Raw genomic sequence first — 26,035 nt, forward strand, 5'->3', positions numbered from 1 at the left:
ATTTTCCTGCGGGCCGTGCCCGAGACCGGGCCGCCGCGGGGAGGAAGCCATGGATACCCTGTGCGACGCGGAAGACCTGCCCTACTGGCTTTGGGGCGCAGCCCTGCTCCTCAGCGCCTGTCTCCATGCCCTGCCCCCGGGAGGGGCGGGCCTGTGCGACGAACTTCCGGCATATGCCGCCCCGGGATTCACGGTGGAAACGCCCCAGGTCGGTCAGGTGCGCGTCATTCCGCTGGCGAATGCCGAACTCGTCAGCCCCTGCGCCGGGTTTTCCACGGCATCATCGTCGACGGAACGGAAGCTTGCGGAGCTTTGAGGCTGCCCGCCCTTCACGCCGCGCCCCCACCGGCGGACGGGTCGCGTCCTGAACTGAGGATGGCGTCGCAGGCCGCCGCCAGCCCCGGCCAGACGGGCGTTCCCGGAAAGGCGGCGAGGGTGGCGCGCGCTTCGGCATCCCCGGGGTCGGGCCGCAACAGGCCCGCGCGGCAGCCTGCCGCCACGCCGGCGGCCACATCCCGCTGTCGGTCGCCCAGCATCCAGGAGGCGCCGGGCGCGATGTCCAGTTCCGCGCAGGCCCGAAGGACCAGCCCCGGCAGGGGCTTGCGGCAGGAGCACGGGCCGGTGATCTCCGGCAGATGCGGGCAATGATACCAGGCATCCGGCGCCGCGCCCAGCGGCGCAAGCCCCGCGTCCACCCAGCGCTCCAGCGCGGCCAGATCTTTGGGCGCAAACAGGCTGCGCGCCAGCCCGGACTGATTGCTCACCACCACCAGCAGCCACCCGGCGGCGCGGAACCGGGCCAGGGCCTCGGGCACGCCCGGGAGCCAGCGCCAGTCCTCCGGCCTGTGGACATAGCCCAGGTCCTCGTTGAGCGTGCCGTCCCGATCCAGAAAAATGGCGCGCTGCATGGCGTCAGCCTCCCTGCCGGCCGTTCCCCGGCGCGCCCGCGCACACGCGGCGCGGACTCCCCTGACTAGTGTCTGCTTGCAAAAGTAGACACTACAAAACCCGTAAGGGTTTTGCGGCGGCATAGCCGCCGTGAGTGAGCGAAAAAACCACGCTTTTTTGCAAGTAGACACTAGCGGGACGCGGGTCCGGAAAGCGGCCGGGCATAGTCCGCATCGCTGACCTTCTCATACCAGATGGCGTTCTTGCCGTCCCTGACGCCGGTGAGCGCCATGTGGGTCATGCCCACGGTGGGGGAAGCGCCGTGCCAGTGGCGCACGCCCACAGGGCAGCGGACCACATCGCCCGGCCGGATCTCCGTCACCGTGCCGTCGGCCGTGCCCGTGCGGCCCACGCCGGAGATCACCACCAGCGTCTGCCCGGCGGGATGCTCGTGCCACGCGGAACGCGCGCCCGGTTCAAAGGTCACATAGGCGCCGGAAACATTGGCGTCGGCGGTGGCGGGAAAAAGCGGGTCGATCCGCACCCGGCCGGTGAACCAGGCCTCCGGCCCGGGCACCGACGCCTTTTCCCCGGCGCGGATGACCGCCTGTTCCCCCGGGGCCGCGTCGTCCGCGGCGGCCGGGGCCACGCCCGGCAGGGCAAGCATCCCCACAAGCAGCAGTCCGGCGAAAACGCGCGCATGGTCCATGGCATACCTCCAGGGTCGAAAGATGGCACAAATCGTCTGCCCGCGCAGCATAGCAGGGCGGAACGGCCGCTGCCAGCGTCATTTCCGGCAAAATCTTGCCTTTTTGTTCCGCGTCCGGGCGCCCGGGAGCGGCTTGACAGGGACAAACGCCTTGGGCAGAGTCGCCTCCATATGCCCCTGCGGGCCTGTTCGACAACGCCGCCCCCTCATCGTTCCGCCACCCGGAGTGCCCATGTCCGCCGCCGATTCCCCGGATCCTTCCCACGGCCTTGTGTCCGCGCCGGCGGACGCCCTGCCCTGCGTCATCCTCATCGGCATGGCGGGTTCCGGCAAGAGCACCATCGGCGCCCGGCTGGCGCTGGAGATGGACTGGGCCTTTCTCGACAGCGACCACCTCATGGAGGCGCTGTACGGCTGCCGCCTGCAGGATCTTACCGACGCGCTCGACAGGGACGCCTTCCTGGATGTGGAATGCGCCGTCATCCGCGCCATCCGCGCCCGGCGCGCGGTCATCGCCACCGGCGGCAGCGTCGTTTACCGGGAGGCGGCCATGCGCCATCTGGCCTCCCTGGGGCATGTGGTCTATCTGGACGTGCCGCTGGACGAGATCCAGCGGCGCATTGCCCGCAACCCCCAGCGCGGCCTCTCCCTCGGACCGGGCCAGACCGTGGCGGACCTGTACCACGAACGCGCCCCGCTCTATGCCGCCTGGGCGGCCCTGCGCTGCGACGCCGCCAGGGGAACGCCCGGCCGCTGCGCGCGCTGGATACTGAACCACCTGCCGCCGGAATTCCAGACCGCCGCCGGCGATGCGGACCCCGATGCCCGTTGACCCCTGCCGCCCCGCGGGGCGAGCGCCGCGCCTGACGAAAAAAGGCACCTGCGAGGGTATCGCAAGTGCCTGAAAATGGCGCGCCCGGCGCGATTCGAACGCACGACCTTTGGCTCCGGAGGCCAACGCTCTATCCGGCTGAGCTACGGGCGCAAGACATTCTTGGTATGCCGAATCCCGGCGCCTGTCAAGCGGCATGCCTCGGGGCGGCGGCATTGCGCGCCCCGGAGTTTTATGGAACAACGGGGCAGGGCCACAGTTTCCGCACATCGTTTCGAGGCAGGGCGTTCCGGCAATCATGCGTAGAATTTTTGTAGGCGTCAGCGGGGCCAGCGGCATGCCCCTTGCCCTCCGGCTGCTCCGGCATCTGGCCGCCATGCCGGAGGTGGAGCTGCACTGCGCCGTCTCGGCGGGCGCTGCCGCGGTGCTGGCCGCAGAATGCGGCGCCGGCACCGAAGCGCTCACCCGCCATGCCCGCCACATCCATGACGCGGACAATCTCGGCGCGGGACCGGCCAGCGGTTCCTGGTGGCACGGCGCGCCCGGTGGGGACGGCGCGGCCATGTTCCTCGTGCCCTGCTCCATGGGCACGCTCGGGGCGCTTGCGTCGGGCGCCACGCGCAATCTCGTCCAGCGGGCGGCCGATGTGGCGCTCAAGGAAGGGCTGCGCGTCATCCTGGTGCCGCGCGAAAGCCCGCTTTCGGCCATCCACCTGCGCAACATGCTCGCCCTGCGCGAGGCCGGAGCGGTCATCATGCCCTTTTCCCCGGGCTTTTACCTGCGCCCGCGCAGCCTTGAGGACATGCTCGACCACTTTTGCGGCCGCATTTTCGACCAGGCGCGGCTGCCGCACGCTTTCGGGCGCTGGACGCCGGAAGACGACGGGGGGGCGCCTGAGGCCCGCCTTGCCCCGTGCGCGCATCCTGCGCGTTGATGCGGGAAAGGCGCGACAGAGACCCGCCCCTGAGGAGGCAACGATGAGCACCATCACCTGGTACGGACATTCGGCGTTCAAAATCGCCTGCGGCCATGCCGCCGCGGTGCTCGACCCCTTTTTCGCGCCCCGCTGGGGGCAGAGCGCCGCCGACGTGGGCGCCGCGGACCTTGTCCTCGTGACGCACGACCATGGCGACCATGTGGGCGAGGCCGTATCGCTGTGCAGAAAGACAGGGTCCATGCTCGGCGCGGTGGTGGGCACCGCGGAGAAACTGCGGGATGCGGGCGTGCCCGAGGGGCAGATCCTCAACGGCATCGGCTTCAATATCGGCGGCACGCTGGAATGCCGGGGCATGGCCGTGACCATGACCCAGGCCTTCCACTCCAGCGATTCGGGCGTTCCCGTGGGCTATATCCTGCGCATGCCGGACGGCCTTGTCGTCTACCACGCGGGAGACACGGGGATTTTCGCGGGCATGGAGCTGCTGGGCAGGCTGTACGGCATCCATGTGGCGCTCCTGCCCGTGGGCGGGGTCTTCACCATGGACGCCGCCCAGGCGGCCCTGGCCTGCCGGCTGCTGGGCTGCGCGGCGGCGGTCCCCATGCACTGGGGCACCTTCCCGGTGCTGGCGCAGGATGTGGACGGCTTCCGCCAGGCACTCGCCGCCACCTGCCCCGGGTGCGCCTGCGTGGAGCCGGCGCCGGGGCAGGCGCGGGAGTTTTCGCTTACTCGAAACGGCTTGCGCTGGTGACCATGACCATGTCGGCGGGCACGTTCTCGTGGATGCCCACGGTCTTGGTCCTGACCTTGGCGATCTTGTCCACCACGTCCATGCCCTCGGTGACCTTGCCGAAAACGCAGTAGCCCCAGCCGTCCACGCTGGGGGCGCGGTGATCGAGGAAGTCGTTGTCCACAAGGTTGATGAAGAACTGGGCGGAGGCGCTGTGCGGATCGCTGGTGCGGGCCATGGCTATGGTACCGCGCCCGTTCTTCAGGCCGTTGTCGGCCTCGTTGGTCACGGGTTCGTGGGTGGGCTTTTCACGCATGCGCGCGTCCATGCCGCCGCCCTGGATCATGAAGCCGGAAATGACGCGATGGAAAATGGTATTGTCGTAAAAGCCCTCATCCACATACCTGAGAAAATTTTCCACCGTCTTGGGGGCCTTGTCCGGGAACAGTTCGATCAGGATGTCGCCTTCCGTCGTTTCGAGAAGGACGACCGGATTGGTCGTATCGGCCATACACACTCCCTGGCGCGGTAGGATTTGGCAACGGAAGCTTTCCGCGCCGGACGCGCGGGACGACTATAGGCGCACATGACGCCGAAGACAATGCCGGAAACCGGGACGGCGCGAGCGCCGGCGCCCGGCGGACGCCGGGGAGGCAGGGACAGGATGCGATCGGCGCGTGCCACCACAGCCGCCACACGGGGGCAGCGATCGCTGCCCGGCATCGCCGCCGCGCCGCGGGACCCCGAACGCCACGCGGAGGAACTCTCCCCCCTGCTGTGCGCCTGGTTCGCGGCCAACCGCCGCGACCTGCCGTGGCGCGTGCGCTACAGCCCCTATGAAGTCTGGATCTCGGAGATCATGCTCCAGCAGACCCAGATGGAACGCGCGGTGGACTATTTCCGGCGCTGGATGCTGCGCCTGCCCGATGTGGCGGCGCTGGCCGCCGCTTCCGAAGATGAGGTGCTGCGCCTCTGGGAGGGCCTGGGCTACTATTCCCGCGCGCGCAACCTCATGGCCGCGGCGCGGCGCATCATGGAGGCGCACCACGGCGTCTTCCCCGCCGATCCGGAACAGATCCGCGCCCTGCCGGGCGTTGGACCCTATACCGCGGCGGCCGTGGCAAGCATCGCCTTCGGCGCGCGCGTCGCCTGCGTGGACGCCAATGTGGAGCGCGTGCTCTCCCGGCTCTTCAATGTGGAAACGCCGGTGCGCCGCGAACCCGCCGCGGGCTTCATCCGCCGCTGGGCGCTGCGCCTCGTGCCGGAGGGACAGGCGCGGGACCACAATCAGGCCATGATGGAACTGGGCGCCCTTGTCTGCCGCAAGGCCCCGCGTTGCGGACTCTGCCCGTGGAGCGGTTTTTGCCGGGCGCGGCACCTGGGCGTGGCCGACCGGCGGCCGGTAAAGGACGACGCGCGGGGCATGACGGCCCTGCAAACCGTGGCCGGGCTGCTTGAAGCGGCGGGCCGCGTCCTTGTCCACCGGCGCCCGACGGGTGGCGTGTGGGGCGGACTCTGGGAATTTCCCGGCGGCGACGTGCGCCCGGACGAAACGCCGCAGGACGCCCTGCTCCGTCTCCTCAGGGACAAGACCGGCATTGCCGCGCGCCTTGGGGAGGGCGGCGGCAGCATCGTCCACACGCGCACGCGCTACAGGATCACCCTGCACTGGCGCAGGCTCATCGCCCCCGAGAAGAGGGGCGCCGCCCCGCCGTTGCCGCCGGGGCATTCCTGGCGCTGGGCGACGCCGGAAGAGCTGGCGCGCCTGCCCATGCCCGCGCCGCACCGCAGGCTCGCGAGCCTGGGCCTCGGACTCTGAACGGTCCCGCGTCGGAGCGCCGCCCCTGGCCGCGAGACCGGACACATGAAAAGAGCATAGAAGCATTTTAAAAAAAGGGAGGGTTTCCACTTACCGCCCGAAGCGGAGCGAAGGGCGGGGGCTGTCGCCGCAAGAATCCTAAAAAATAAGAATTTTTTGCGCTGGCAAGGAAGTGGGCGATTTTTGGAGGGAGTGTACTCACGTACATGACCGACAAAAATCGCCCAGTGACGCCGCCAGCGCAAAAAGGGCTGTTTTTGACGGATGATTGTGGCATCGCACAAGCTGCCACATCTCAAGCCAGCAGTCACATCAACAGGTCCAGACCCTAGGCCCCGCCCTCGGCCACGGCCTGGCGGATGCGGCACACGCCGCACAGCTCCCCGGACGAGGTGGGAGAGCCGCACCGGGCGCAGGGCGCCAGCGGGGCGCCGCACTCGGTCTCGCGCCGGGCGAAGGCGGCCTTGCCCCGCGCGAGAAAGCCCTGATAAAAATCCAGCTTGCGTCCCGGCATGGCCGCTTCCAGCCGTTGCAACACGCCCTTGAGCGTGGTGAAGCTGGCGCCGGGGCTGTAGGGGCACGGGGCGTGATGATGCTCGATGCCCATGAGGAAGGCGTAATTGGCGGTCTCAAACTCCGTCAGGCGCCAGAGCGGCTTGACCTTGCGGGCAAACCCCGGCTCCGCCGGGAGCAGAGGACCCTGGTCCGACAGGTAGGCGGTGTCCCAGCGCAGGGTATTGCTGAACAGCCGCGCCACCTCATCGTCCAGATTGTGACCTGTGGCGAGAGCGTCAAAACCGCCGTCCAGAGCGGCGCGGTTGAAGACATGGCGCTTGATCTTGCCGCAGACCGAGCAGACCGGGCGCCGCAGCCGTTCCCGCACGCGCGGGATGGCGAGTCCCTCGGCGGCGAGTTCCGCCACGCGCAGCGGAAGGCCGTGAGCGGCGCAAAAGCGTTCCACCACGGCGCGGGCCACCTCCGACGAGCCGGGAATGGCGAGATCCACGAAAAGCCCGGTCACGTCATGCCCCTGCCGGGAAAGCTCGAGCATGAGGGCCAGGGAATCCTTGCCTCCGGAAAGCGCGACGAGGATGCGCTCCCCCTTGTGGAACAGCGGTTCGCCATGCGTTCCGTCCGGTCCCGGCGCTCCCCGGATGCCGCGCTCCACCTGACGGGCGAAAAATTCCCGGTAGCAGTCGGCGCAAAAGGCCGCATTATGGCTTTTGAGGGCCACGACCGCTGTGGCCTTGCAGATCTTGCACTTCATGGTTTTTCCCGGCTCGGCCCCGGTTGGGGGCGGTTTCTGATGGCTGCGCATCATTCCGCAGGAGCGGTTTTTTTTCAAGAGCCGGCTCCCTTGACAGACGGCGCGCCGGACGGCTACTTCAGTACAAGAACGGCAGCGGCCCGCGCCGCCTCCGGCATGTGCCGGAGCGTCCCGCGCGGCCCGCGATGCCCGTAGACATACATCGACGGAGACATCCATGAGTACGCTTATCGTCATTGTCTATCCCGACGAACTCAAGGCCGAACAGGTGCGGCTCGATTTTCTCAAAATGCAGAAGGAATACCTTGTCAGCCTGGAAGACGCGGTCATCGCCGTGAAAAAGCCCGACGGCAAGGTCAAGCTGAACCAGATGTACAATCTGCCCCTTGGCGGCGCCATGAGCGGCGGCCTGTGGGGCACGCTCATCGGACTCATCTTCCTCAATCCCCTGCTCGGCCTGGTGGTGGGCGCGGGGGCGGGCGCCGTGGCCGGCGCGCTCAGCGATGTGGGCATCAATGACGACTTCATGAAAAAGCTTGCCGCAACGATCACCCCCGGCTCCTCGGCGCTCTTCGTCCTTGTGGATTCCGCCATCACGGACAAGGTGCGCGCCGAACTTCAGGGCACGGGCGGCAAGATCCTCCAGACCTCGCTCTCCACCCCCGATGAGGAGAAGCTCCAGAAGGCCCTGGACGAAGCCAGAAAGCAGCAGAACACCGCCAACGGCTAACGCCGCCGCGCCGTTCCGGCCCGGGCGCGCGGACGGACCCGCCACGGCACTCTGCAATATCAGCGCGGATGCGCGCCAAACGAATATCCCCGGAGGGTACGCCCTCCGGGGATATGTGGTCTGCGCCCCCCTACGGAGGCCCTCAACCAGATCGGCGGCTAGCCGATGAGCTGCATAGCCATCTGCGGCATGCTGTTGGCCTGCGAGAGCATAGCCACCGCCGACTGGGTGAGGATCTGGTTGCGGACGAACTGCGTCATTTCCGTGGCCACGTCCACGTCAGAAATGCGCGACTCCGCAGCCTGCAGGTTTTCGGCCTGAGTCGTGAGGTTGGAGATGGTGTTCTCCAGCCGGTTCTGAAGCGCGCCAAGATGAGCGCGGATCTTGTCCTTGGACACGATGGCGTCGTTGATGCCCACCAGGGCCTGCTGCGCGGCCGCCTGCGTGGAGACCGTGTAGGCCTTGGCGGAGGTATCCGCCTGATTGCCCACACCCAGGGCGGACGCGGTGCTCGTGCCGATCTGGATGTAGTAGTAGTCCTCCGCCGAGTCGTTGGCCGAACCGAAGTGGACCTTCAGCTTGCCGGTGGACGTAAGACCCGTGCCAACATGGTCCTCGCTGGACAGATTGCCATCCAGGAGCTTGATGTTGTTGAAGTCCGTGGCATTGGCGATTCGGGTGATTTCCGAAGCCATGGCCTGGTACTCGGACTCGATCATCAAGCGCTGGGTGGAATCGTAGGTGCCCGTGGCCGCCTGTTCCGCCAGTTCCTTCATGCGCACGAGCTTTTCGTCGATGATGCCCAAGGCCCCGTCCGCTGTCTGGATGAGGGAAATGGCGTCATTGGCGTTGCGCACGCCCTGGTTCAGAGCCGCGATATCCGACCGCATCAGCTCGCGAATGGCGAGACCGGCCGCGTCATCGGCCGCGCTGTTGACGCGCAGGCCCGAAGAGAGGCGCTGGGTCGAGGTCTGCAACCTTCCGTAATGGTTGGTCAGGGTGTTGGCGACATTGGAAGCCATCTGATTGTGATTGATGTACATGACATTCCTCCATGAATGTGCTGCTGCCCGGTGGCGCACCACGCGCGCCCGCGTCCCTGCGGACTACCACCGTACGATGCCTGCCTGTGCAGGGCTGTCGTTCCCCGTTACGCGCGGCCGCCGCTCTCCGCGATCCTGACGGATGCTCCGGCCGCCTGCCCCTGCCAGGGAGTTTCCTCCCGATTCCTGACTCGTGGCGTCAGGGGTGGCAAAAATTGCCTGAATCAAACCTGCGCCCGGTATTAAGCATGATCCGTGCCAGATTTCACGGCGCGCCATGCCGGCGCGCCCGTGCGGACTTCGCGGCTTTTTCCGCGGATGCCTCCCGGGGCATGGCGGCATGCGGCGCGGAAAACGCGGACATGGGGAAAAAGTTTTCAACAGAGTGTTGACGTGAAAGTGTCGATGCTTACTTTTCCTTCACAAATTTTCCACAGGAGGTTGTGAATGAATACCATGTTTGTCCTGCCCCGCCGGTGGTTCGCGGCCGCCGAAACCGCCCGCAACGCCGCCTCGCCCGTGCGTGACGATATAGACGCCATGTGTCAGAATGCCGCCGCCCGCGACGAGCGCCGCGCCCCCGGGATCCTGCCCTGCGTGGACCTTGTCGCCGGCGCGGACGCCTATTGTCTGAGCATGGAGATCCCCGGCGTGGAGCCGGACCAGGTCACCCTTGAAGTCTGCGAGGAGGCCCTGGTCATTTCCGGCGAAAAGGCCAGCCCCCATGACGCCGGTGCCGCACGTCTTGCCGGCGAACGCGTTTTCGGCGCGTTCCGGCGCATGTGGTCCCTGCCTGAGGATGCCGACGCCGATGCCATCAGCGCCGCCACCAAAAACGGCGTCCTGACGGTGACGGTGCCGCGCAAGGCGGCTCCCGAGCCGCAGCACCGGACCATCGAGATCGCCCGGCAGTAACGCCGGCCCGAAATATCCTGACGTCCTCCTCCGGGCCGGCCCCATGGCCGAAGTCCCGGCGCGGCATGGGGCCGCGCCGGGACTTTTCGCACACGCAAAAAAGGGCCGGTTCGGTAACGAACCGGCCCTTTTCCCGACCGCCGGGAAGAACTCCCGGCGGTCCCCTCCCCTATGATCCCGCTGCTCAGCGAATGAGCTGCATAGCCATCTGCTGCATGCTGTTGGCCTGCGAGAGCATCGCCACCGCCGACTGCGTCAGGATCTGGTTGCGGACGAACTGCGTCATTTCCGTGGCAACGTCCACGTCGGAAATGCGCGACTCGGCGGACTGGAGATTCTCGGCCTGGGTCGTGAGGTTGGAGATGGTGTTCTCCAGCCGGTTCTGGAGCGCGCCCAGGTGCGCGCGGATCTTGTCCTTGGAAATGATGGCCTGGTTGATGCCCTCAAGGGCATTCTGCGCGGCCGCCTGCGTGGAAACGGTATATCCGGCGGAAGAGCTGCCCGCCGCACTGCCCACGCCCAGGGCGGAGGCCGTGCTGTTGCCGATCTGGATATAGTAGTAGTCTTCCGCCGAGGCGTTGGCCGTGCCGAAGTGGACCTTCAGATCACCCGTGGACTTCATGGCGCCGCCGTTATGCGTGCCCGACAGGCTGCCGTCCAGCAGCTTGATGTTGTTGAAGTCCGTGGCATTGGCGATTCGGGTGATCTCCGAGGCCATGGCCTGGTATTCGGACTCGATCATCAAACGCTGGGTGGAGTCATAGGTGCCGGTGGCCGCCTGCTCGGCCAGCTCCTTCATGCGGATGAGCTTTTCGTCGATGATGCCCAGGGCGCCGTCCGCCGTCTGGATGAGGGAAATGGCGTCGTTGGCGTTACGCACGCCCTGTTGCAGGGAAGCGATGTCCGCCCGCATGAGTTCCCGGATGGCGAGACCGGCCGCATCGTCGGCCGCGTTATTGACACGCAGGCCCGAGGACAGACGCTGCGTCGATGTTTGCAGATTGCTGTAATGCCCCGCAAGATTGTTGCCTACACTGCTCGCCATCAGATTGTGATTGATATACATACATTCCTCCCTGAATGTTGTATGTCGCGGGCGGCGCACCATGCGACGCGTCCCTGCGTCCTTCCGCCTCAGAAAGCCTATCGTCATTCCGGCGCAAAGGATTAGGGACGGGAGGAAAAATTTTCCTACCTGTAACAAATTGATTTTCAAGAAAATATGGATATCCCCCCGCCGGGAGGCGGCAAAATTTTCCCGGTGGCGGACGCCGCGGGGGGGAGGGTTCAGCTCCACGAATCGGCGAGGGCGCGCTCCCTTTCCGAGAGCATCCCGTACCAGGCGCGCCGCAGGGCATGGAAGTGATTGACGCGCAGCTCCGCCCCCCAGGGGCTGCTGAGGTCCCAGGGTTTTGGACCATGAAAATGCACGATATGCGCGGTTTGCGGACAATCAGCCTGATAGGGCGGCCGGTTCCAGCGGTCCGCCAGCCGGGTGATGCGCTTGCCGAAAAAATAGTTGAGCAGCGACTGGTCCAGATTGCCGATGCGCCCCACGTTCTGTTGCGAAAAGGCGAGAAAGTGCTCCACCAGGTCCCGGCGGCGCAGGCGGGCGAGGTTGAAAAGCGTCACGGCGCTGGAAAAGGTCCAGATGGGAAAGGGCATGGGCACGGTATAGCGCCGCTCCCGGTAGCAATAGTCCAGGCTCTGGTACTCATGATAAAAGGGCGCGGTGGCCTCCCGCACCATGCCGAGATAGGGCGGCGCGGGCGCGGCAAAAAGCTCGTCCAGCGGGCGCAGGAAAAAGACGTCCGAATCGCAGTAGAGAACGGCGTCGTCATCGGCAAGTTCCGGCACGAGCGCCAGCTCCAGCCGGAGAAAACAGCCGATGACCGGATGCGTGAAGGCGGGCAGCGTCTCGCGGTTCAGACGCGGCCGGTAGCGCGCCAGCGGGATGCGCTCGGCCGCCACCTCGGCAAGCACATGGGCGTCGTCGCCGCCATAGACGCAGAGCAGGGGCGCGGCGTCCCCGTGCAGGGCGCGCAGGGAACGCGCCGCCACCTTGAGCAGGAGAAGGTAGCGCGGATTGTCGTCAATGCAGAAAACCGTCTTCATGGGCATCCCGTGGCTGCCGGCCGGTGAGGGAGACGATGCTCCGTGGAGGCTAGCAGGAGCCGCCCCCATCCGCAAGCGCGCCCCTCCGTGGGAGCTGTCCGCCACTCGTCCCTTGCGCGCCATCCCCGCCGCGCATATACTCCGGACATGCGAACCACGAACGCCTCTTTGCGCCGCCGCCATCGCCTGCTTTCGGGCCTTGGCGCCGTCCTTCTTGCCCTGGCGCTCGGCGCCTGCGGACCCAGAGAGATCGGCACCGGCAGTTCCGAGGAAAGCATGGCCTCCGGGGGCGGCGCGCCCACCGCCGAGATGATGCGCTATCCCATGACCGGGTCCGGCGCGCGGGAGCGCATGCTCTATCTGAGCAACCGCCCTGATGTCATGCAACGGGTGCAGGACTGGAACCTTCAGGGATACCAGCGCCGGATGGGCGTGCAGCCTTCGCCGGAAGACCCCGCCTACCGGGCCGTGCCCAAACAGCGCAGCCCCTTCCGGCAATAATCGCCATGGACCCCGTCACCCATGCCGCCAGCGGGGCCGTGGCCCTGCTTGCCCTGCCCCGGCGCCCGCTCACGCGCTGGGGCATACCGCTCGCGGCCATGGCCGCCGCCTCACCGGACCTGGACATCCTCTTCGCGCAGACGCCGCTCCAGTTCCTGCTCCTCCACCGGGGCATCAGCCATTCCTTCGCGGCCATGCCCGTTTTCGGCCTCCTGCTCGCCCTGTGCTGCCGCCCGCTCTGGAACCCCGCCACACCTGGCCGCTGGAGCTTCCCCAGGGTCTGGCTGCTCTGCTGCGGCCTGCTCCTCCTCCATATCTGGCTGGATGTGGTCACCACCTACGGCACCATGGTCTTCCTCCCCTTTTCCCACTACCGCGTGCGCCTGAACAGCGTCTCTATCATCGATCTTCTCCTCACGGTGCCCCTGCTCTGGGCGGTATGGCGCCTGCGGGCGCGGCGCTGGCTCCTTCTGCTGACGCTGGCCTGGATCTTCGCCTACCCCGCGCTCGGCGTGGGACTCAACGCCTGGCATACCGTCCAGTGCCGTGAACGGTTCCAGCATGACGGGCGCTCCGTCAGCCACCTCCATGTGCTGCCCGATGCCTTCGCGCCCTTTTTCTGGCGCGTCATCTTCAGGGAAGGGGAGACAGTCCGCGCCCAGAGCCTTGATGCCCTGGGGCGCCCCCGCGCGGCGGAAACCGTCCACCCCGCCGCGCCCGCGCCGCTCGTGGCCGCGCTGGCGGAGCAGTCCGTTGCCTGCGACAGCTATTTCCGCTTTGCCATGCTCCCGGTCATGGACGCCCTGCGGCCGGAGGACGCGCCGCCGGATGCCCGGGAGGCCGATCGCGCCGGCGCCCTGTTTTACGACCTGCGCTTCGGCAGCGGGCTGGCCTTTGTGCGCCGGCTGCTCGCCATGCGCCCCCATGCGGACATTCCCTTCCAGCTCATGGTGGAGCTTGCCCCGGCAGGCCGCAATGACGGGGAAGGCGCTTCCCCACGTCTGGAACGCCTGCGCCTGCGCTTTTCCGACAGCGGCCGCGACTCCCGCTGGCACGCGCCCGAGCCGCCCGCGCCGCCCACCTTCGTGCAATGGCTCGTGGGCCTGCGCTGAACCCTGTCTGACTCAGGAGAGAGACGACCCGTGCACCATCCCCAGAACGCCCTGTCCTATCCCCTGAACTTGCGCGGCGTGACCCGCGCCGGAGGCATGCCGTGCTGAGTCCGCGTCTCGACCCCGTGGCCGTGAGCATCGGGCCGCTCCAGCTCCACTGGTACGGACTCATGTATCTGGTGGGTTTTGTGGTGGGCTGGCTGCTGGGCCGCCTGCGCGCGCGGCGCCCCGGTTCCGGCTGGACCCCCGTGGAAGTGGACGACCTGCTCACCTGCGTCATGCTCGGCGTCATCGTGGGCGGCCGGCTCGGCTATGCAATCTTTTACGACCTGCCCGCCTTTCTGGCCGATCCGCTGGAGATTTTCCGCATCTGGCACGGGGGGATGTCGTTCCACGGCGGCCTGCTCGGCGCCGCCGGGGCGTTCCTGTGGTTCGCGCACAGCAGGAAGCGCAGCTTCCTCCAGGTTTCGGACTTCGTGGCCCCGCTCGTGCCCCAGGCGCTTTTTTTCGGCAGGATCGGCAATTTCATCAACGGCGAGCTTTGGGGCAAGGTCAGCGATGTGCCCTGGGCCATGGTCTTTCCCGGGGCCGGGCCGTGGCCGCGGCACCCCTCGCAGCTCTATGAGGCGCTGCTGGAAGGCCTGGTGCTCTTTGTGGCGCTCTGGATCTATTCCGCCACGCCGCGCAAACCGGGCGCGGTCTCGGGCTTTTTCGCCCTGGGCTACGGGCTGGCCCGCTTTCTGGTGGAATTCGTGCGCGTGCCCGACGCCCATCTGGGCTATCTCGCCTTTGGCTGGCTCACCATGGGGCAGGTGCTGTGCCTGCCGCTCATGGGCGTCGGCCTCTGGCTCCTGCTCCGGCCGGCGCCGCGTTGACGGCGCCCGGCGGGATCGTGCGTCCTGTCCAGGCGCGCGCCCGTGAGGCGACGATGGCGCCCTCGTCTGAAGCCCCGGATGGCCGCGCCGTCCTGGGCCTTCGCTTCCGTGCGGGCTGCCGAGGCCCCTTGTCAGCGCGCGCCGTCCCGCCGCGACCGGGTGGCGGCGTCCGACGCCTGCCGCTCCGCCGCGCGCCGTTCCGCCGCCTCGGCCACATCCGCGGGCACGATGGTCTTGCCGATGGGGCAGAGCGCCAGGGCGGCGAGCTTGACATGCTGCCAGGCGAAGGGGATGCCGATGATGCTCACCGCGCAGAACAAGGCCCAGCCAAGATGCCCGAGGGCGATCCAGATGCCCGCGAGCACCAGCCAGACGATATTGCCCACCGTGCCCAGCGGCCCGGTGCCGATATCCGGCGTGCCGTTAAGCACGTCACGCGAGACGGGCATCTTCCCGAAAGGGAAAAAGGCGAACTCGCCCATGACGAAACAGGCCCGGCCCCAGGGGATGCCCACTATGGAGAGAAAGCAGAGCACCCCGAAAAACCACCAGGTCAGGCCCATCCAGGCGCCGCCCAGAAGAAACCAGAGGATATTGCCGAGAAAATTCACCGCATGCATGGCAACCGCCCGTCGCCCCATGGAACCATGTCACCACAGCCGCGCCGTCCCACGCGCGGAGGAGCGCGGCGCCGCGTGGGAGTTTTTCCGCGCCGCGGCCAGGGGCCGTCCTCAGAACTCCACGACCACCTGCTCGCCGCCGGACTCCTGCCCGTCCGACGCGGCGCCGCGCTCGCGCCGGGCGATCTCGCCGATGCGCCAGGCGGGCAGATGGAACGCCTGGATGCGGCTGACGGCCTCTTCCGCCTGGGCCTCGGGCAGAATGAGCACGTAGCCGATGCCGCAGTTGAAGATCTGGAGCATCTCCTGCCATTCGAGCTTTCCGGCCTCCCTGAGCCAGGTGAAGACCGGCGGCATCGTCCAGCTGCCGAAGCGGATGCGCGCCTCCACCTGGGCCGGAAGGATGCGCGGAATATTGTCGTAAAAGCCGCCGCCCGTGATGTGGGCCATGCCCTTGATGGTCAGGTCGCGCAGAAGCGGGCGCACGGCCTCCACATAGATGGTCGTCGGCGCAAGGAAGACATCGGCCACGCTTTTTCCTTCCGCGCCGGGGAAGGGATCGTCGGGACCGAGTCCGGATCCGTCGAGGATCTTGCGCGCCAGCGAATACCCGTTGGAGTGGAGTCCGGAGGAAGCCACGCCCACCACCGCGTCGCCCACCTGGATGCCGGAGCCGTCCACCAGCCTGGCATTGTCCACCAGGCCGACGCAGAACCCGGCCAGATCGTACTCGCCGGGCGCGTACATCCCCGGCATCTCGGCGGTCTCGCCGCCGAGCAGGGCGCAGGACGCCTGCCGGCAGCCTTCGGCCACGCCGCCCACCACAGCGGCCGCGGTGTCCACATCCAGCTTGCCGGTAGCGAAATAATCAAGGAAGAACAGGGGCGCCGCGCCCTGGACCAGGATATCGTTGGCGCTCATAGCCACAAGGTCGATGCCCACGGTGGAATGCCGGTTCCAGGCGAAGGCCAGTTTGAGCTTGGTGCCCACGCCGTCCGTGGAGGCCACGAGCACCGGCTCGGCCATGCCCGCGAGATCGGGACGGAAAAGACCGCCGAAACCGCCGATATCGGCCAGGACACCCCGCGTCTGCGTGGAGGCCACAAGCCCCCTGATACGCCGCACCAGGGCATTGCCCGCCTCAATATCGACGCCGGCGGCGGTATAGGCACGCGCGCGTTCACTGGACATAGTTCCCTCCTTGCTCCGTAAAAACTAGCAGACTTTGCGGCGAAGCCCAAGCGTCTTTTTGCCCGTCCGCCGGGAGGCGGTCCCGATGCGGGACATGCCCGCGCGGACGGCCGGGCGTTTCGTCGCCCCATGGTCCGGCCTTTACCGGCATGCGTCCCCCGGACGGTTTTTCATGGACCCCGGGCGGCGCCCCTGCTATACTGGCAGCATGAACAGCTCCCCGCGCGTCCGCCGGGCAGGAAGGCGCCTTGCCGCGCTTGCCGCCGCCGGACTTCTGCTCTGCCTTGTCACCGCCGCCCCGGACGCCCCCGGCACAGCCGGGGCCTTCGCCATGGGCGGAAACCCCGATGCCGGCGACGCCCCCGGCGCGCAGGGCGCCACGGCAAAAATCGCCCGGGAAACGGCGCCCCAACCCGCCGCGCCTGCCGCCGCGCCGGAACCGGCCCGGCCCGCCCCGCCCCGGCCGGACGCCACGGAGGACGCCCTCACCATCCGCAACGACGCGCCCGGCTATGAGGGGTTCGCGGGCACCTGGCGCGACCCGGCGACAGGCGACATCATCACCTCCGTCATCGCGCCGCGCCGCCCGCAGGAACAGGCGCCGCAGCAACCCATCTACATTGCTCCCCAGATCGAGCCTGACTGGCCCGGCGGGAACAGCGGCACGCGACCCGGCGGAAACTCCGGCTGGGGTCCGGGGTGGAATCCCGGCTGGAATCCCGACGGAAATCCGGGCTGGAATCCGGGCTGGAATCCGGGGCCACCGCCGCCGGGGCTGATGCCCCCGGCTGTGCCGCCAACCATGCCGCCTTCCGTCCGGCCGCCATTCCAGCCTCCATTCCGGCCTCCATCCCGGCCGCCGCGCCCGTCGCTCCCTTCCGCGCCGCCGTCCCCGGGCCTGCCGGATTTTCGGCCGCCGCAGCCCCCGGATGTGACACCCCCCGGTGCCCTTCCCCTGCCGGACATGCCGCCCCCGCCGCCCGCGCAGGGGGGAACGCGTCCCCCGGCTCCGGGCGCTGATCCCGGGATGCCGTGGCCTCCGGCCCGGTGGCAGGGACCATCCGGCCCGCAGCAGGGGGCCTGGCGCCCCTGGGAGCAGCCGGGCTTCACCGGCGGACCCAAAAGCTGGACGCCGGGGCAGCCGCCCCGGGGCGGATGGCAGCCCCGCAGCTGGAGTCCGTGGTCCCCCGCAGGGGGCACACGTCCGCGCGGCGGCTACGGCATGCCCGGCACTCCCGGCGGTTTTGCCGGGATGCCGCCCATGCCCGGGAACATTTCCCCGCATCTCGGGCCTGTTGTCGCCCCGCGCGCTGCGGGAGGAGGACGCTAGAAATGCGTGCCATGCTTTGGGATCGGGAACCGGACGGGACGCTCAGCTGCGATCTGTGCGCGCACGCCTGCCGCCTCAAGGAGGGGGCGCATGGGCGTTGCGGCGTGCGCGTCAACGTGCGCGGCGAAATGATCACCCTGGCCGGGGATGTCGTCACCGCCATCCAGCTTGACCCGGTAGAAAAAAAGCCGCTCTACCATTTTCTGCCGGGGACAAAGACGTATTCCATCGGCAGCGCGGGCTGCAACTTCCATTGCCGCTACTGCCAGAATCACAAGATCGCCCATGTGCGCCCCAGGAGCACCATACCCGGACGCCGCGCCACGCCCGACACGCTGGCCCGCCTGGCGGCGCAGCAGGCGCCGAGCATCGCCTTCACCTACAACGAGCCGACGGTCTTTTTCGAACAGGTCTATGAGACCGCCGGGCAGGCCCAGGCGCGGGGCCTCAAGGTCATCCTCGTGAGCAACGGCTTCATGACCGAGGATTTTCTCCTGCCCCTGAGCCGGCGCGTCAATGCGGCCAATATCGACCTCAAGGCGTTTTCGGAGGAATTTTACCACAAATATTGCGGCGGCAGGCTCCAGCCCGTGCTGGACAACCTGAAAATCATCAAACGGCTCGGCTGGTGGCTGGAAGTCACGACCCTGCTCATCCCCGGCTGCAACGACAGCCCCGGGGAATTGCGCGACATCGCCCGCTTCATCCGCGACGAGCTTGGGCCGGACACGCCCTGGCACCTCACGGCCTTTCACGGCGCGGCCATGATGGCCGCCCACCCCTCCACTCCGCTCTTCCAGCTTGAGGATGCCTGGCGCACCGGCCGCGAGGAAGGGCTGCGCCACGTCTATATCGGCAATACCACAGGGATCATCGGCAGTTCGACGCTCTGCCCCTCCTGCGGCGCGCCGGTCATCGAACGGCGCGGCTACCAGATCCGCCAGGGAAAAACGCCGGGGGTGTGCCCGGCCTGCGGGACCAGCCTCCCCGGAGTCTGGCAATGATCCTTGTCTATACCGGCGAGGGCAAGGGCAAGACCTGCGCCTGCGCGGGGCAGGCCCTGCGCGCCCTCGGGCAGGGCATGGCCGTGGCCTTCGCCCAGTTCATGAAACGCGACTGCGGCGCCGGGGAGCAGGTCATGCTCCGGCGGCTGCCTGGCGTCCGGTTCCGCGCCGGGGGCCTCGGCTTCCTGCGCAACGAAAAGGACCGGCCCGCCCACCGCGCCGCCGCCCTGGAGCTTCTGGCCTGGGCCGGGGAACAGCTTCCCGCCGTGGACATGCTCATTCTCGACGAGGCGCTGTATGCCCTGGGCGCGGAACTGCTCCGCCAGGAGGAACTTCGCGCTCTCATGGAGACCAGCCGCGGCCTTGAGCGCCATCTTGTCCTCTCCGGCCGGGGCCTTCCCGACTGGCTCGCCGCCGAGGCCGACCTGGTGACCGAAATGCGGGAACGCAAACATCCGTGGCGGCGGGGCATCGCCGCCGCGCCGGGCATCGAGTTCTAGCCGTGCGCCGTCCCCGCCGCATCCCCCCGAACCCCGGTGAACGCCGCGCCCGGAACGCGGCCGGACCCCCGCTCCCCGGGCCGGCCGGCGCCGCGCCCCTGACCATCTATGTGGCCGGCTCCTTCAAGCACAAGCATGGGGTGCGCCTGCTCGGGCGCGAACTCAAGGCCCTTGGCTGCCGCATTCTGGACTGGACGGAAAAAGCCGCGCCTCCCCCCGGGCTGACGCCGGCGGAGCGCCGCCTCTGGATGGATACGGACAGGGAGGGCGGCGCGGTCTATGCCTTTTGCCGCGATGCCTGCCTTGCTGCGGATCTTGTCATCTACTACGGGGCATCGGGGCAGGACGCCGGGGTGGAGGTCGGGCTGGCCGCCGGCGCCGGGGTGCCGGTGCTCGGCATCCGCGGTCCGCTGGAAGGACCGGGACTCATGCTCCACGGCGCGGCCACCGTCTGGGTGGACAGCGTGGAGGAAGCCCTGGAGCTGCTCGCGCGGCTGTGCGCGGCGGACGCGCCCGCCACGGGCACCACGCGCGGAGAAAAACCGGCCCTGCGGCGCCTGGCCGCGGCCCTTGCCGCGCGCAGGGCGCGGCGCCGGGCCTGAATGCGCGGGCGCCCCGGTGTGCCGCCTATACGGCGGAGCCGGGCTGCACGGCGGGGAGTTCGCGCTCCCCGGGGGAACCCGCCGTTTCCGGATCAGCGCCCTTGCCGCCGCTTTTGCCCTGCGGCGCATACGGCTTTTGCGGCAGCATGAGATAGCTCGTCACCGAGGTCACGCCCTTGAGCTTGCGCGCCACGCTGATCGCCAGCCGCTTTTCCGCGTCATCCCTGACCACGCCCAGCAGCACCACCCGCCCCGCGTTGACCTCCGTATCGATGCGCGTGGACGAAAGCCCCTTGGCGCTGATGAGGTCCGCGCGCAGGGATGTGGCGAGGGCAAGGTTGGAGGTATCGCTGGAGGCCGGGCTGAACCAGTGCGGCGTGACGGACCTGGGCCTGTAGCTCCGCGCGATGCTCACGGCCTTTGCCTGCATGTTCTTCGGCACTTCGCCCACCAGGAAGACATTGCCGTAATAGCAATAGACGGCCACGGCCCAGCCGTCGGTGAAATGCTCCTTCATGAGCGCGGTCTTGATGCTCGTAGCCATGGCCTTGTCGTCGGTGATGGTATCCATGAGGCGCTGGTCGTCATACAGGCCGTAGGCGCTGTAGGCGCAGCCCTGAAGCAGCGCGGCGGCGCACAGCAGGACCGCGAGGAACGCGCCGCGCACTGGTCCGGAAAAAAAGATACGGGACATGATGCTGCTCCGCTGGGGTTACTCCGCCTCGCGGCGGATATGCGCGCCCACCGCACCGAGCTTGTCCTCGATGCGCTCATAGCCGCGGTCCAGGTGATAGATGCGCCGCACCTCGGTCACGCCGCGCGCGGCCAGACCCGCCAGCACCAGCGACGCGCTCGCCCGCAGGTCCGAGGCCATGACCGGGGCGCCCGCAAGCTCCCGGCCGCCGCGCACCATGGCCGTATGCCCGGAGACCTTGATCTGCGCGCCCATGCGCGTGAGTTCCTGGACATGCATGAACCGGTTCTCGAAAATGCTTTCCTCCACCACGCCCGCGCCCTGGGCCACGCACATGAGGGCCATGATCTGCGCCTGCATGTCCGTGGGAAAGCCGGGATAGGGCTGCGTCTTCACATCCACGCAGCGCAGGGGGGCATGGCAGCGGGCGCGCACGCCGTCAGGCTCCGCCTCGATCTCCATGCCCATGTCGCGGAGCTTGAGGATGACCGCCTCCAGCTCCCCAAAGGGACAGCCGCGCACCAGCAGGTCGCCGCCGGTGATGCCCGCGGCGGCAAGGAACGTGCCCGCCTCGATGCGGTCGGGCATGACGGTGTAGTCCGCGCCGTGCAGCGACGGCACCCCCTGGATGCGGATGACGCCCGTGCCCTGCCCGGAGATCTGCGCGCCGCAGGCCATGAGGAAATTGGCGAGGTCCACCACCTCCGGCTCGCGCGCGGCATTCTCCAGAATGGTCTCGCCATGGGCGAGGCTGGCCGCCATGAGCAGATTCTCCGTCCCCCCCACCGTGGGCATGTCGAACGTGACGCGCGCCCCGGCAAGGCGATGGCAGTGGCCGACGATATACCCTTCCTCCAGATCGAAGGAGGCGCCCATAAGCTCCAGCGCCTTGAGGTGCTGGTCCACCGGCCGCGCGCCGATGGCGCAGCCGCCCGGCAGGGCCACGCGCGCCCGGCCGATGCGCGCCAGAAGCGGTCCCAGGCAGAGCACCGAGGCGCGCATGGTGCGTACGAGGTCATAGGGAGCTTCCGGCAAAAGCGTCCCGGGCGCGACCGAAACATGGTCGTCCTCACGGCGGCACGCGCAGCCGAGGCGGCCGAGCAGGTCAAGGGTGGTGTCGATGTCGCGCAGGCGCGGCACATTGCGGAACGTCGCGGTGCCGTCCACAAGGATGGACGCGAAAAGGATGGGCAGGGCCGCGTTCTTGGAGCCGCTGACGCTGATGGCGCCCGCGAGCGGAACGCCGCCCCGGATGACGAGCTTGTCCATAGGCCTCCCGCCTGGTGCGCGGGCGTGCCCGCCCGCGAAGATGAAAGCCGCAGTCTAGGCGATTTTCTAAAGAAAATCCAGAGTCGGGGCACGCCGCCGCTGCCGGAAGAACGCCGCGCCGTCGGCCGTGCGCTCTCGGCCGCGCCATGACAGGAAAAATCGCTTGCCAAAAGCACTGCCCCTGTGTATGAAGAATGCCTTGCGGCGGAAGTAGCTCAGTTGGTAGAGCACCTGGTTGTGGCCCAGGTGGCCGTGGGTTCAAGTCCCATCTTTCGCCCCAGAATTTTCGCGCGTGAACGTCCGCCGGGCAGCTCCGGCGGGCGTTCGCCGTTTTTGGCCCTCCCGGCGGCGCAGGACCCGCGAGGACAGCGCGCCGCTGGACAGCGCGCGGATATTCCACTAAATACGAAGGTCCAGCATGCGGGCATTCTCCATGCCCGCGCCCTTTTGTCGGAGCGTGGCGCAGTCTGGTAGCGCACCTGGTTTGGGACCAGGGGGTCGAAGGTTCAAATCCTTTCGCTCCGACCACCTTTTTCTCCCGCGTGTTTTCGGCGGGGAACAGCCCCGCAGGTCCCCCGCGCATGGGCCGCCATGCGCCGCTCCGCCCCGCGCCGTCCGAAAAATTCCTGCACGTTCCGCCAATTCCGGCATGGACCCGTCCGGTCCCGCGTCAAAAAACCCGCGCCGCCCACGCCGCCCGCCTGTCCCCCGCAGAAAAATACGCTCATATCCCAATGAAAATACACCACTTTCCGCTGCTGGAACAGTGTTTGCTTTTGGAAGGGCACGACACAGCGAAGCCATGCCGGGACGAGTCCGGCCATGCGGGAGGCGTCATGAAATCATTGTTCAACAGCCAGATCGGCCTTGTGGGCCGCGTCATGAACATGCAGCTCCAGCGGCAGAACGTCATCATGAGCAACCTTGCCAACGTGGAGACGCCCAACTACAAACCGCGTGAAATCGAATTCGAGAAGGAGCTGCAAAGCGCCCTTGGCCTGGACATGCGCGGCCGCATGAGCATCACGAGCCAGGGGCACATGCCCGCGGCCTTCAATCCCGACAATTTCGGTCCTGAATGGTCCAAGCAGTTCAAGCCGCGCCAGATCCACGGCGAAGACCGCGTCCATCTGGACAAGGAAATGGCGAAGCACGCCAAGAACCAGCTCCAGTACACGGCCCTGACCCAGGTCATGACCAAGAGTTTCGAGGGGCTGTCCACCATCATTCAGGACGGCAAGCAGTACTAGCCGGCGTTTCGGGAGGCAGTCATGGATTTTCTCACCGCCATGGACATCAGCGCATCCGGACTCACCGCGGACCGCACGCGCATCAATACCATCGCCATGAACCTGGCAAACGCCAAGACCACGCGCACGCCGTTCGGCGGTCCCTACCGCCGCCGCACCGTGGTCCAGGTGGCAACCGATGTGGACGATCCCTTTTCCGTCCACATGCGCTCGGCGCTGGACCGCGAACTCAAGGGCGTGCGTATCCTCGGCGTCACGCAGGACAAGCGCCCGCTCAAGCAGGTCTACGAACCGGGGCACCCGGATGCCAACGCCGAGGGCTATGTGTCCTATCCGGACATCAACGTGGTGGAGGAAATGGCGCACCTCATGACCGCGCAGCGCAATTACGAGGCCAACGTCACCACCGTGGAAGCCATCAAGGGCATGTTCAACAAGGCCCTGGAGATCGGCAGGTCGTAACGGTTTTTTGACGGACACGGAAACAGCGACGGACCACGCGGGAGCAGACAATGAGCATTCAGGCAGCGGGCATGCGGGCATATACGGAAGCGCTTCAGCACTTCAACAAGGTGGACGGTTCCCTCAGGCAGGGCACGCCCGTCGGCAAGCAGACGCTCTTTTCGCGCACGCTGGACCAGTCGCTCTTGCGCGACCGCGTCGACCGCCCCGAGAACTTCGGCGCCCAGGCGGATTTCATCCGCTACCCGGAGCAGGAGCATATCCCGGTCACGCCGCAGAACAGCTTCACCAATACGGTCACAAGCTCGCTCAACCGCGTCAATGAACTTGAGGCGGCCAAGGCGCAGGCCATCGACGATTTCGCCTCCGGCCGGAGCCAGAACGTCCACGAACTCATGATCACCATGCAGAAGTCGAGCATGGCAATGAAGCTCACCAGCGCGGTGCGCGGCAAGGTGCTCGAGGCCTACAAGGAACTCTCGCGCATGCAGTTCTAGGGCGCTTTCGCGCGGAAACGAAAAAACCCGTGCGGCTTCGCGGCGTTCCCCGCCGAAGCCCCGCGCCACTCCATTCCGAACACTCTTTTTCGTCACGGCCGGTCCCGCGTGTGTCCCGCGGGGCCGGCCGTGTTTCGCGTCAGTTTTTTGAACAGGGGAAATCCAGAAAATAGCATATATAATCAAATAGTTATCGATAACAAGCACTGGCACATCCTTTGCTATCTCCAGAGGCATCACAGGGTTGCGGCGCCATGGGGCGCCCAGGAACGAGGGGAACCGTCATGCCAGCTTTCATCACCACTTTTGTCGACAGCATCAAGGGACTCTGGGGCCGACTGAACACACTTCAGCGCATCGCCGTGGCCGGGGGCGCCGTAGCCGTGGTGGCCTGCGTCATCGGCCTTTCGCTCTGGGCCGGGCGCGTGGAGTACAAGGTGCTCTACTCCAACCTGGGTCCGGAAGACGCCAGTTCCGTCATCAAGGCGCTCCAGGCGGACAAGATCACCTACCAGCTCGCCGACAACGGCGCCACCATCCTGGTGCCGCAGGAAGTGGTCTATGACCAGCGCATCAAGATCGCCGGCGAAGGCGGCCTGGTGGGGCAGGGCATCGGCTTTGAGATTTTTGACAAGGTCAAGGTCGGCCAGACGGATTTCGTGCAGAAGATCAACTACACCCGCGCCCTGCAGGGTGAGCTTTCCCGCACCATCAGCGAGTTTCCCAGTGTGGAGAGCGCGCGCGTCCATCTGGTCATCCCGCACCGCAGCCTCTTTGTGGAGGAACGGCAGGACCCCTCGGCCTCGGTGGTGCTCAAGCTCAACAAGCCCAGCACCAAGCCCGACCAGAAGGAGATCACGGCCATCCTCAACATGATGGTCATGGCTGTGGAAGGGCTGGACAAGAACCACGTCTCCATTACCGACAACGGCGGCAAGGTGCTCTACGAGCCGGACGAGGACACGCTGGCGGGCATCAGCACCACCCAGATGGAGCATCGCCTCACGGTGCAGCGCAACCTCGAGCGCCGCATCGAGGAACTGCTGCAACCCATTTTCGGACCCGGCCGCGTCATCGCCAAGGTCAACGCGGACATGGACTTCAGCCAGAAGACCATCCGCCGCGAGATCTACGACCCGGAAAAAACCGTCGTCCGCAGCGAGCAGCGCAGCGAAGAAAGCCAGCAGGGCCAGGCCAACCTTGAAGCCGGCGCGCCGGATGCCAACTTCCGCGGCGACGGCATCACGGGTTCGGTCTCCAACCAGAACGGCACCCGCGAGACGCGCACCACCAACTACGAGATCAACAAGGAAGAGCAGCAGATCATCGCCAATGTGGGAGATTTGCGCCGCCTGACGGTTGCGGTTATCATTGATGGGTCGTATGAAAAGACGGACGGCGTGTGGAATTTCGTGCCCCGCAAGCCCGAAGAGCTGGACCGGGTGCGGCAGCTCGTGTCCAACGCGGTGGGACTCAACACGACGCGCGGCGACTCCCTGGAAGTGAGTTCGGCGCCGTTCAACGATTCCGAACCGCCCCACGAGCCGAACTTCGCCGAAGTGCTGGCGGATTATGCCGAGCGCCTGGGCAAGCCCCTGCTCAACGCGCTGCTGGCCTTCCTCTTCCTCATGCTCGTGGTGCGGCCCGTGGTGCTGGCCCTCATCCGGCCCAAGGTCGAAGCCGGGGAGATGGTCGAGGGGCTGGAGGGTCTGCCTTCCGCCGAGGAGCAGCTGGCGCTCTACGAAGCGCTTGAGGAAGCCGCCAAGGTCGAGGAGGAAGAGCCGGAACCCATTGAGGAAGAAGAAGACCTCGTCTTCAAGGATATCGAAGCCCTCAAGGCGCACATCTTCACCCTCTCCGACAACCATATGGAGCAGGTGGTGAGCCTGGTGCGCGGCTGGATGCAGAAAGATGAAGCAAGAGCCTAAGATCAAGGCATTGTCCGGAGGAAGCAGGAGCGGGCCGCAGCCGCCCGCTCTTGCCGACCTCAGGGCCATCCGCCTGGCGCACAAGGCCACCAACCAGCGGGTGGAGGAACTGAAGCTCAGGGTATTCCGCATGACGGAGCAGCACATGGATCAGGCGGTGAGCCTGATCCGCCGCTGGCTCAAGGATGAGAACCACTAGCGCGCCCCCGCCGGGG

The 26,035-nt window shown here is 67.1% G+C and carries 30 protein-coding genes and 3 tRNA genes; 21 read left to right on the forward strand and 12 right to left on the reverse strand.

Annotated elements, in window-relative coordinates; genetic code table 11:
• Positions 1-49: 49 nt before the first annotated feature.
• Positions 50-316, forward strand: coding sequence for a hypothetical protein (locus QZ294_RS03690; protein ID WP_297046976.1), 267 nt, complete (start codon positions 50-52; stop codon positions 314-316).
• Positions 317-329: 13 nt separating this feature from the next.
• On the opposite strand, the gene QZ294_RS03695 is transcribed toward QZ294_RS03690, so the two are convergent.
• The gene (locus tag QZ294_RS03695) at positions 330-908 is read right to left on the reverse strand and encodes an HAD family hydrolase (RefSeq protein ID WP_297046979.1); all 579 of its coding nucleotides are present in this window, start codon (positions 906-908) and stop codon (positions 330-332) included.
• A gap of 170 nt (positions 909-1,078) precedes the next feature.
• Positions 1,079-1,597: a cupin domain-containing protein gene (locus tag QZ294_RS03700; protein WP_297046982.1), complete on the reverse strand. Its 519-nt coding sequence runs from the start codon at positions 1,595-1,597 to the stop codon at positions 1,079-1,081.
• A gap of 232 nt (positions 1,598-1,829) precedes the next feature.
• Between QZ294_RS03700 and thrB the strand changes: the two genes are divergently transcribed.
• Positions 1,830-2,429, forward strand: coding sequence for a homoserine kinase (gene thrB, locus QZ294_RS03705; protein ID WP_297046984.1), 600 nt, complete (start codon positions 1,830-1,832; stop codon positions 2,427-2,429).
• A 76-nt stretch (positions 2,430-2,505) separates the two neighbouring features.
• Here the strand turns inward: thrB and QZ294_RS03710 are convergent.
• Positions 2,506-2,582: transfer RNA gene (locus QZ294_RS03710), tRNA-Arg, on the reverse strand.
• Between the two features lie 145 nt (positions 2,583-2,727).
• Between QZ294_RS03710 and QZ294_RS03715 the strand changes: the two genes are divergently transcribed.
• Together QZ294_RS03715 and QZ294_RS03720 are read left to right on the forward strand one after the other, a co-directional pair.
• On the forward strand, positions 2,728-3,363 hold the full coding sequence (locus tag QZ294_RS03715) for a UbiX family flavin prenyltransferase (RefSeq protein WP_297046986.1): 636 nt from the start codon (positions 2,728-2,730) through the stop codon (positions 3,361-3,363).
• A gap of 43 nt (positions 3,364-3,406) precedes the next feature.
• Entirely contained in the window at positions 3,407-4,117 is a 711-nt protein-coding gene (locus tag QZ294_RS03720; protein WP_297046989.1) for a metal-dependent hydrolase, read from the forward strand.
• Here the strand turns inward: QZ294_RS03720 and QZ294_RS03725 are convergent.
• Complete coding sequence (locus tag QZ294_RS03725; protein ID WP_297046992.1) at positions 4,092-4,607, reverse strand: peptidylprolyl isomerase; 516 nt, start codon at positions 4,605-4,607, stop codon at positions 4,092-4,094. The two genes, QZ294_RS03720 and QZ294_RS03725, sit on opposite strands and share 26 nt — an antisense overlap.
• Positions 4,608-4,760: 153 nt before the next feature.
• Here QZ294_RS03725 and mutY point away from each other — a divergent pair, with 153 nt between their 5' ends.
• Positions 4,761-5,915: an A/G-specific adenine glycosylase gene (mutY, locus tag QZ294_RS03730; RefSeq protein WP_297046994.1), complete on the forward strand. Its 1,155-nt coding sequence runs from the start codon at positions 4,761-4,763 to the stop codon at positions 5,913-5,915.
• 328 nt (positions 5,916-6,243) lie between these two features.
• Here the strand turns inward: mutY and QZ294_RS03735 are convergent, their stop codons facing one another.
• The gene (locus tag QZ294_RS03735) at positions 6,244-7,182 is read right to left on the reverse strand and encodes an ATP-binding protein (protein ID WP_297046996.1); all 939 of its coding nucleotides are present in this window, start codon (positions 7,180-7,182) and stop codon (positions 6,244-6,246) included.
• Positions 7,183-7,399: 217 nt separating this feature from the next.
• Between QZ294_RS03735 and QZ294_RS03740 the strand changes: the two genes are divergently transcribed.
• A complete protein-coding gene (locus QZ294_RS03740) occupies positions 7,400-7,912 on the forward strand; it encodes a DUF1269 domain-containing protein (protein ID WP_297046997.1) in 513 nt (170 codons plus the stop codon).
• A gap of 158 nt (positions 7,913-8,070) precedes the next feature.
• Here QZ294_RS03740 and QZ294_RS03745 read toward each other — a convergent pair whose 3' ends face one another.
• A complete protein-coding gene (locus QZ294_RS03745) occupies positions 8,071-8,955 on the reverse strand; it encodes a flagellin (protein ID WP_297046998.1) in 885 nt (294 codons plus the stop codon).
• A gap of 447 nt (positions 8,956-9,402) precedes the next feature.
• Here QZ294_RS03745 and QZ294_RS03750 point away from each other — a divergent pair, with 447 nt between their 5' ends.
• Complete coding sequence (locus QZ294_RS03750) at positions 9,403-9,870, forward strand: Hsp20/alpha crystallin family protein (protein WP_297047000.1); 468 nt, start codon at positions 9,403-9,405, stop codon at positions 9,868-9,870.
• A 184-nt stretch (positions 9,871-10,054) separates the two neighbouring features.
• Here the strand turns inward: QZ294_RS03750 and QZ294_RS03755 are convergent, their stop codons facing one another.
• Together QZ294_RS03755 and QZ294_RS03760 are read right to left on the reverse strand one after the other, a co-directional pair.
• Complete coding sequence (locus QZ294_RS03755) at positions 10,055-10,936, reverse strand: flagellin (RefSeq protein WP_297047002.1); 882 nt, start codon at positions 10,934-10,936, stop codon at positions 10,055-10,057.
• A gap of 221 nt (positions 10,937-11,157) precedes the next feature.
• Complete coding sequence (locus tag QZ294_RS03760; protein ID WP_297047004.1) at positions 11,158-11,985, reverse strand: glycosyltransferase; 828 nt, start codon at positions 11,983-11,985, stop codon at positions 11,158-11,160.
• Positions 11,986-12,132: 147 nt separating this feature from the next.
• Between QZ294_RS03760 and QZ294_RS03765 the strand changes: the two genes are divergently transcribed.
• The 3 genes from QZ294_RS03765 (at position 12,133) to lgt (ending at position 14,473) form a co-directional block, all read left to right on the forward strand.
• Positions 12,133-12,486 (forward strand): chemotaxis protein, encoded by a 354-nt coding sequence (locus QZ294_RS03765; RefSeq protein WP_297047006.1) that lies wholly within the window; start codon positions 12,133-12,135, stop codon positions 12,484-12,486.
• Positions 12,487-12,491: 5 nt separating this feature from the next.
• On the forward strand, positions 12,492-13,598 hold the full coding sequence (locus QZ294_RS03770) for a metal-dependent hydrolase (RefSeq protein ID WP_297047008.1): 1,107 nt from the start codon (positions 12,492-12,494) through the stop codon (positions 13,596-13,598).
• A gap of 101 nt (positions 13,599-13,699) precedes the next feature.
• The gene (gene lgt / locus QZ294_RS03775; protein ID WP_297047010.1) at positions 13,700-14,473 is read left to right on the forward strand and encodes a prolipoprotein diacylglyceryl transferase; all 774 of its coding nucleotides are present in this window, start codon (positions 13,700-13,702) and stop codon (positions 14,471-14,473) included.
• 131 nt (positions 14,474-14,604) lie between these two features.
• On the opposite strand, the gene QZ294_RS03780 is transcribed toward lgt, so the two are convergent.
• Positions 14,605-15,093, reverse strand: coding sequence for a YccF domain-containing protein (locus QZ294_RS03780; protein WP_297047012.1), 489 nt, complete (start codon positions 15,091-15,093; stop codon positions 14,605-14,607).
• A gap of 111 nt (positions 15,094-15,204) precedes the next feature.
• Positions 15,205-16,284 carry a phosphoribosylformylglycinamidine cyclo-ligase gene (gene purM / locus QZ294_RS03785; protein ID WP_297047015.1) on the reverse strand — a complete coding sequence of 360 codons (1,080 nt, stop codon included), beginning with the start codon at positions 16,282-16,284 and terminating at the stop codon, positions 15,205-15,207.
• 208 nt (positions 16,285-16,492) lie between these two features.
• On the opposite strand from purM, the gene QZ294_RS03790 reads away from it, so the two are divergent.
• The 4 genes from QZ294_RS03790 to QZ294_RS03805 are packed head-to-tail and all read left to right on the forward strand — an operon-like array spanning position 16,493 to position 19,720.
• On the forward strand, positions 16,493-17,614 hold the full coding sequence (locus tag QZ294_RS03790) for a hypothetical protein (RefSeq protein ID WP_297047017.1): 1,122 nt from the start codon (positions 16,493-16,495) through the stop codon (positions 17,612-17,614).
• Positions 17,615-17,616: 2 nt separating this feature from the next.
• Positions 17,617-18,618: an AmmeMemoRadiSam system radical SAM enzyme gene (gene amrS / locus QZ294_RS03795; protein ID WP_297047019.1), complete on the forward strand. Its 1,002-nt coding sequence runs from the start codon at positions 17,617-17,619 to the stop codon at positions 18,616-18,618.
• Positions 18,615-19,118, forward strand: a complete 504-nt coding sequence (locus QZ294_RS03800) for a cob(I)yrinic acid a,c-diamide adenosyltransferase (RefSeq protein ID WP_297047020.1) — start codon at positions 18,615-18,617, stop codon at positions 19,116-19,118. Before amrS ends, QZ294_RS03800 begins: the two co-directional genes overlap by 4 nt.
• Before the next feature lie 2 nt (positions 19,119-19,120).
• Entirely contained in the window at positions 19,121-19,720 is a 600-nt protein-coding gene (locus QZ294_RS03805) for a translation initiation factor 2 (protein WP_297047022.1), read from the forward strand.
• A gap of 25 nt (positions 19,721-19,745) precedes the next feature.
• Here the strand turns inward: QZ294_RS03805 and QZ294_RS03810 are convergent, their stop codons facing one another.
• The gene (locus tag QZ294_RS03810) at positions 19,746-20,414 is read right to left on the reverse strand and encodes a BON domain-containing protein (RefSeq protein WP_297047025.1); all 669 of its coding nucleotides are present in this window, start codon (positions 20,412-20,414) and stop codon (positions 19,746-19,748) included.
• Positions 20,415-20,432: 18 nt separating this feature from the next.
• Complete coding sequence (gene murA / locus QZ294_RS03815) at positions 20,433-21,683, reverse strand: UDP-N-acetylglucosamine 1-carboxyvinyltransferase (protein WP_297047027.1); 1,251 nt, start codon at positions 21,681-21,683, stop codon at positions 20,433-20,435.
• Positions 21,684-21,887: 204 nt separating this feature from the next.
• On the opposite strand from murA, the gene QZ294_RS03820 reads away from it, so the two are divergent.
• The 7 genes from QZ294_RS03820 (at position 21,888) to QZ294_RS03850 (ending at position 26,019) form a co-directional block, all read left to right on the forward strand.
• Positions 21,888-21,963 (forward strand) — tRNA-His (locus tag QZ294_RS03820).
• 171 nt (positions 21,964-22,134) lie between these two features.
• Positions 22,135-22,211 (forward strand) — tRNA-Pro (locus QZ294_RS03825).
• A 308-nt stretch (positions 22,212-22,519) separates the two neighbouring features.
• The gene (flgB, locus tag QZ294_RS03830; RefSeq protein ID WP_297047029.1) at positions 22,520-22,933 is read left to right on the forward strand and encodes a flagellar basal body rod protein FlgB; all 414 of its coding nucleotides are present in this window, start codon (positions 22,520-22,522) and stop codon (positions 22,931-22,933) included.
• A 21-nt stretch (positions 22,934-22,954) separates the two neighbouring features.
• Positions 22,955-23,395 (forward strand): flagellar basal body rod protein FlgC, encoded by a 441-nt coding sequence (gene flgC, locus QZ294_RS03835; protein WP_297047031.1) that lies wholly within the window; start codon positions 22,955-22,957, stop codon positions 23,393-23,395.
• Positions 23,396-23,445: 50 nt separating this feature from the next.
• Entirely contained in the window at positions 23,446-23,892 is a 447-nt protein-coding gene (gene fliE / locus QZ294_RS03840; protein ID WP_366140551.1) for a flagellar hook-basal body complex protein FliE, read from the forward strand.
• 284 nt (positions 23,893-24,176) lie between these two features.
• On the forward strand, positions 24,177-25,820 hold the full coding sequence (gene fliF / locus QZ294_RS03845) for a flagellar basal-body MS-ring/collar protein FliF (protein WP_297047033.1): 1,644 nt from the start codon (positions 24,177-24,179) through the stop codon (positions 25,818-25,820).
• The gene (locus QZ294_RS03850) at positions 25,804-26,019 is read left to right on the forward strand and encodes a flagellar M-ring protein FliF (protein WP_297047035.1); all 216 of its coding nucleotides are present in this window, start codon (positions 25,804-25,806) and stop codon (positions 26,017-26,019) included. Before fliF ends, QZ294_RS03850 begins: the two co-directional genes overlap by 17 nt.
• The last annotated feature ends 16 nt before the right edge of the window (positions 26,020-26,035 follow it).

Origin of the sequence: uncultured Desulfovibrio sp. (assembly GCF_910584445.1) — a bacterium.
GTDB lineage: Bacteria > Desulfobacterota > Desulfovibrionia > Desulfovibrionales > Desulfovibrionaceae > Desulfovibrio.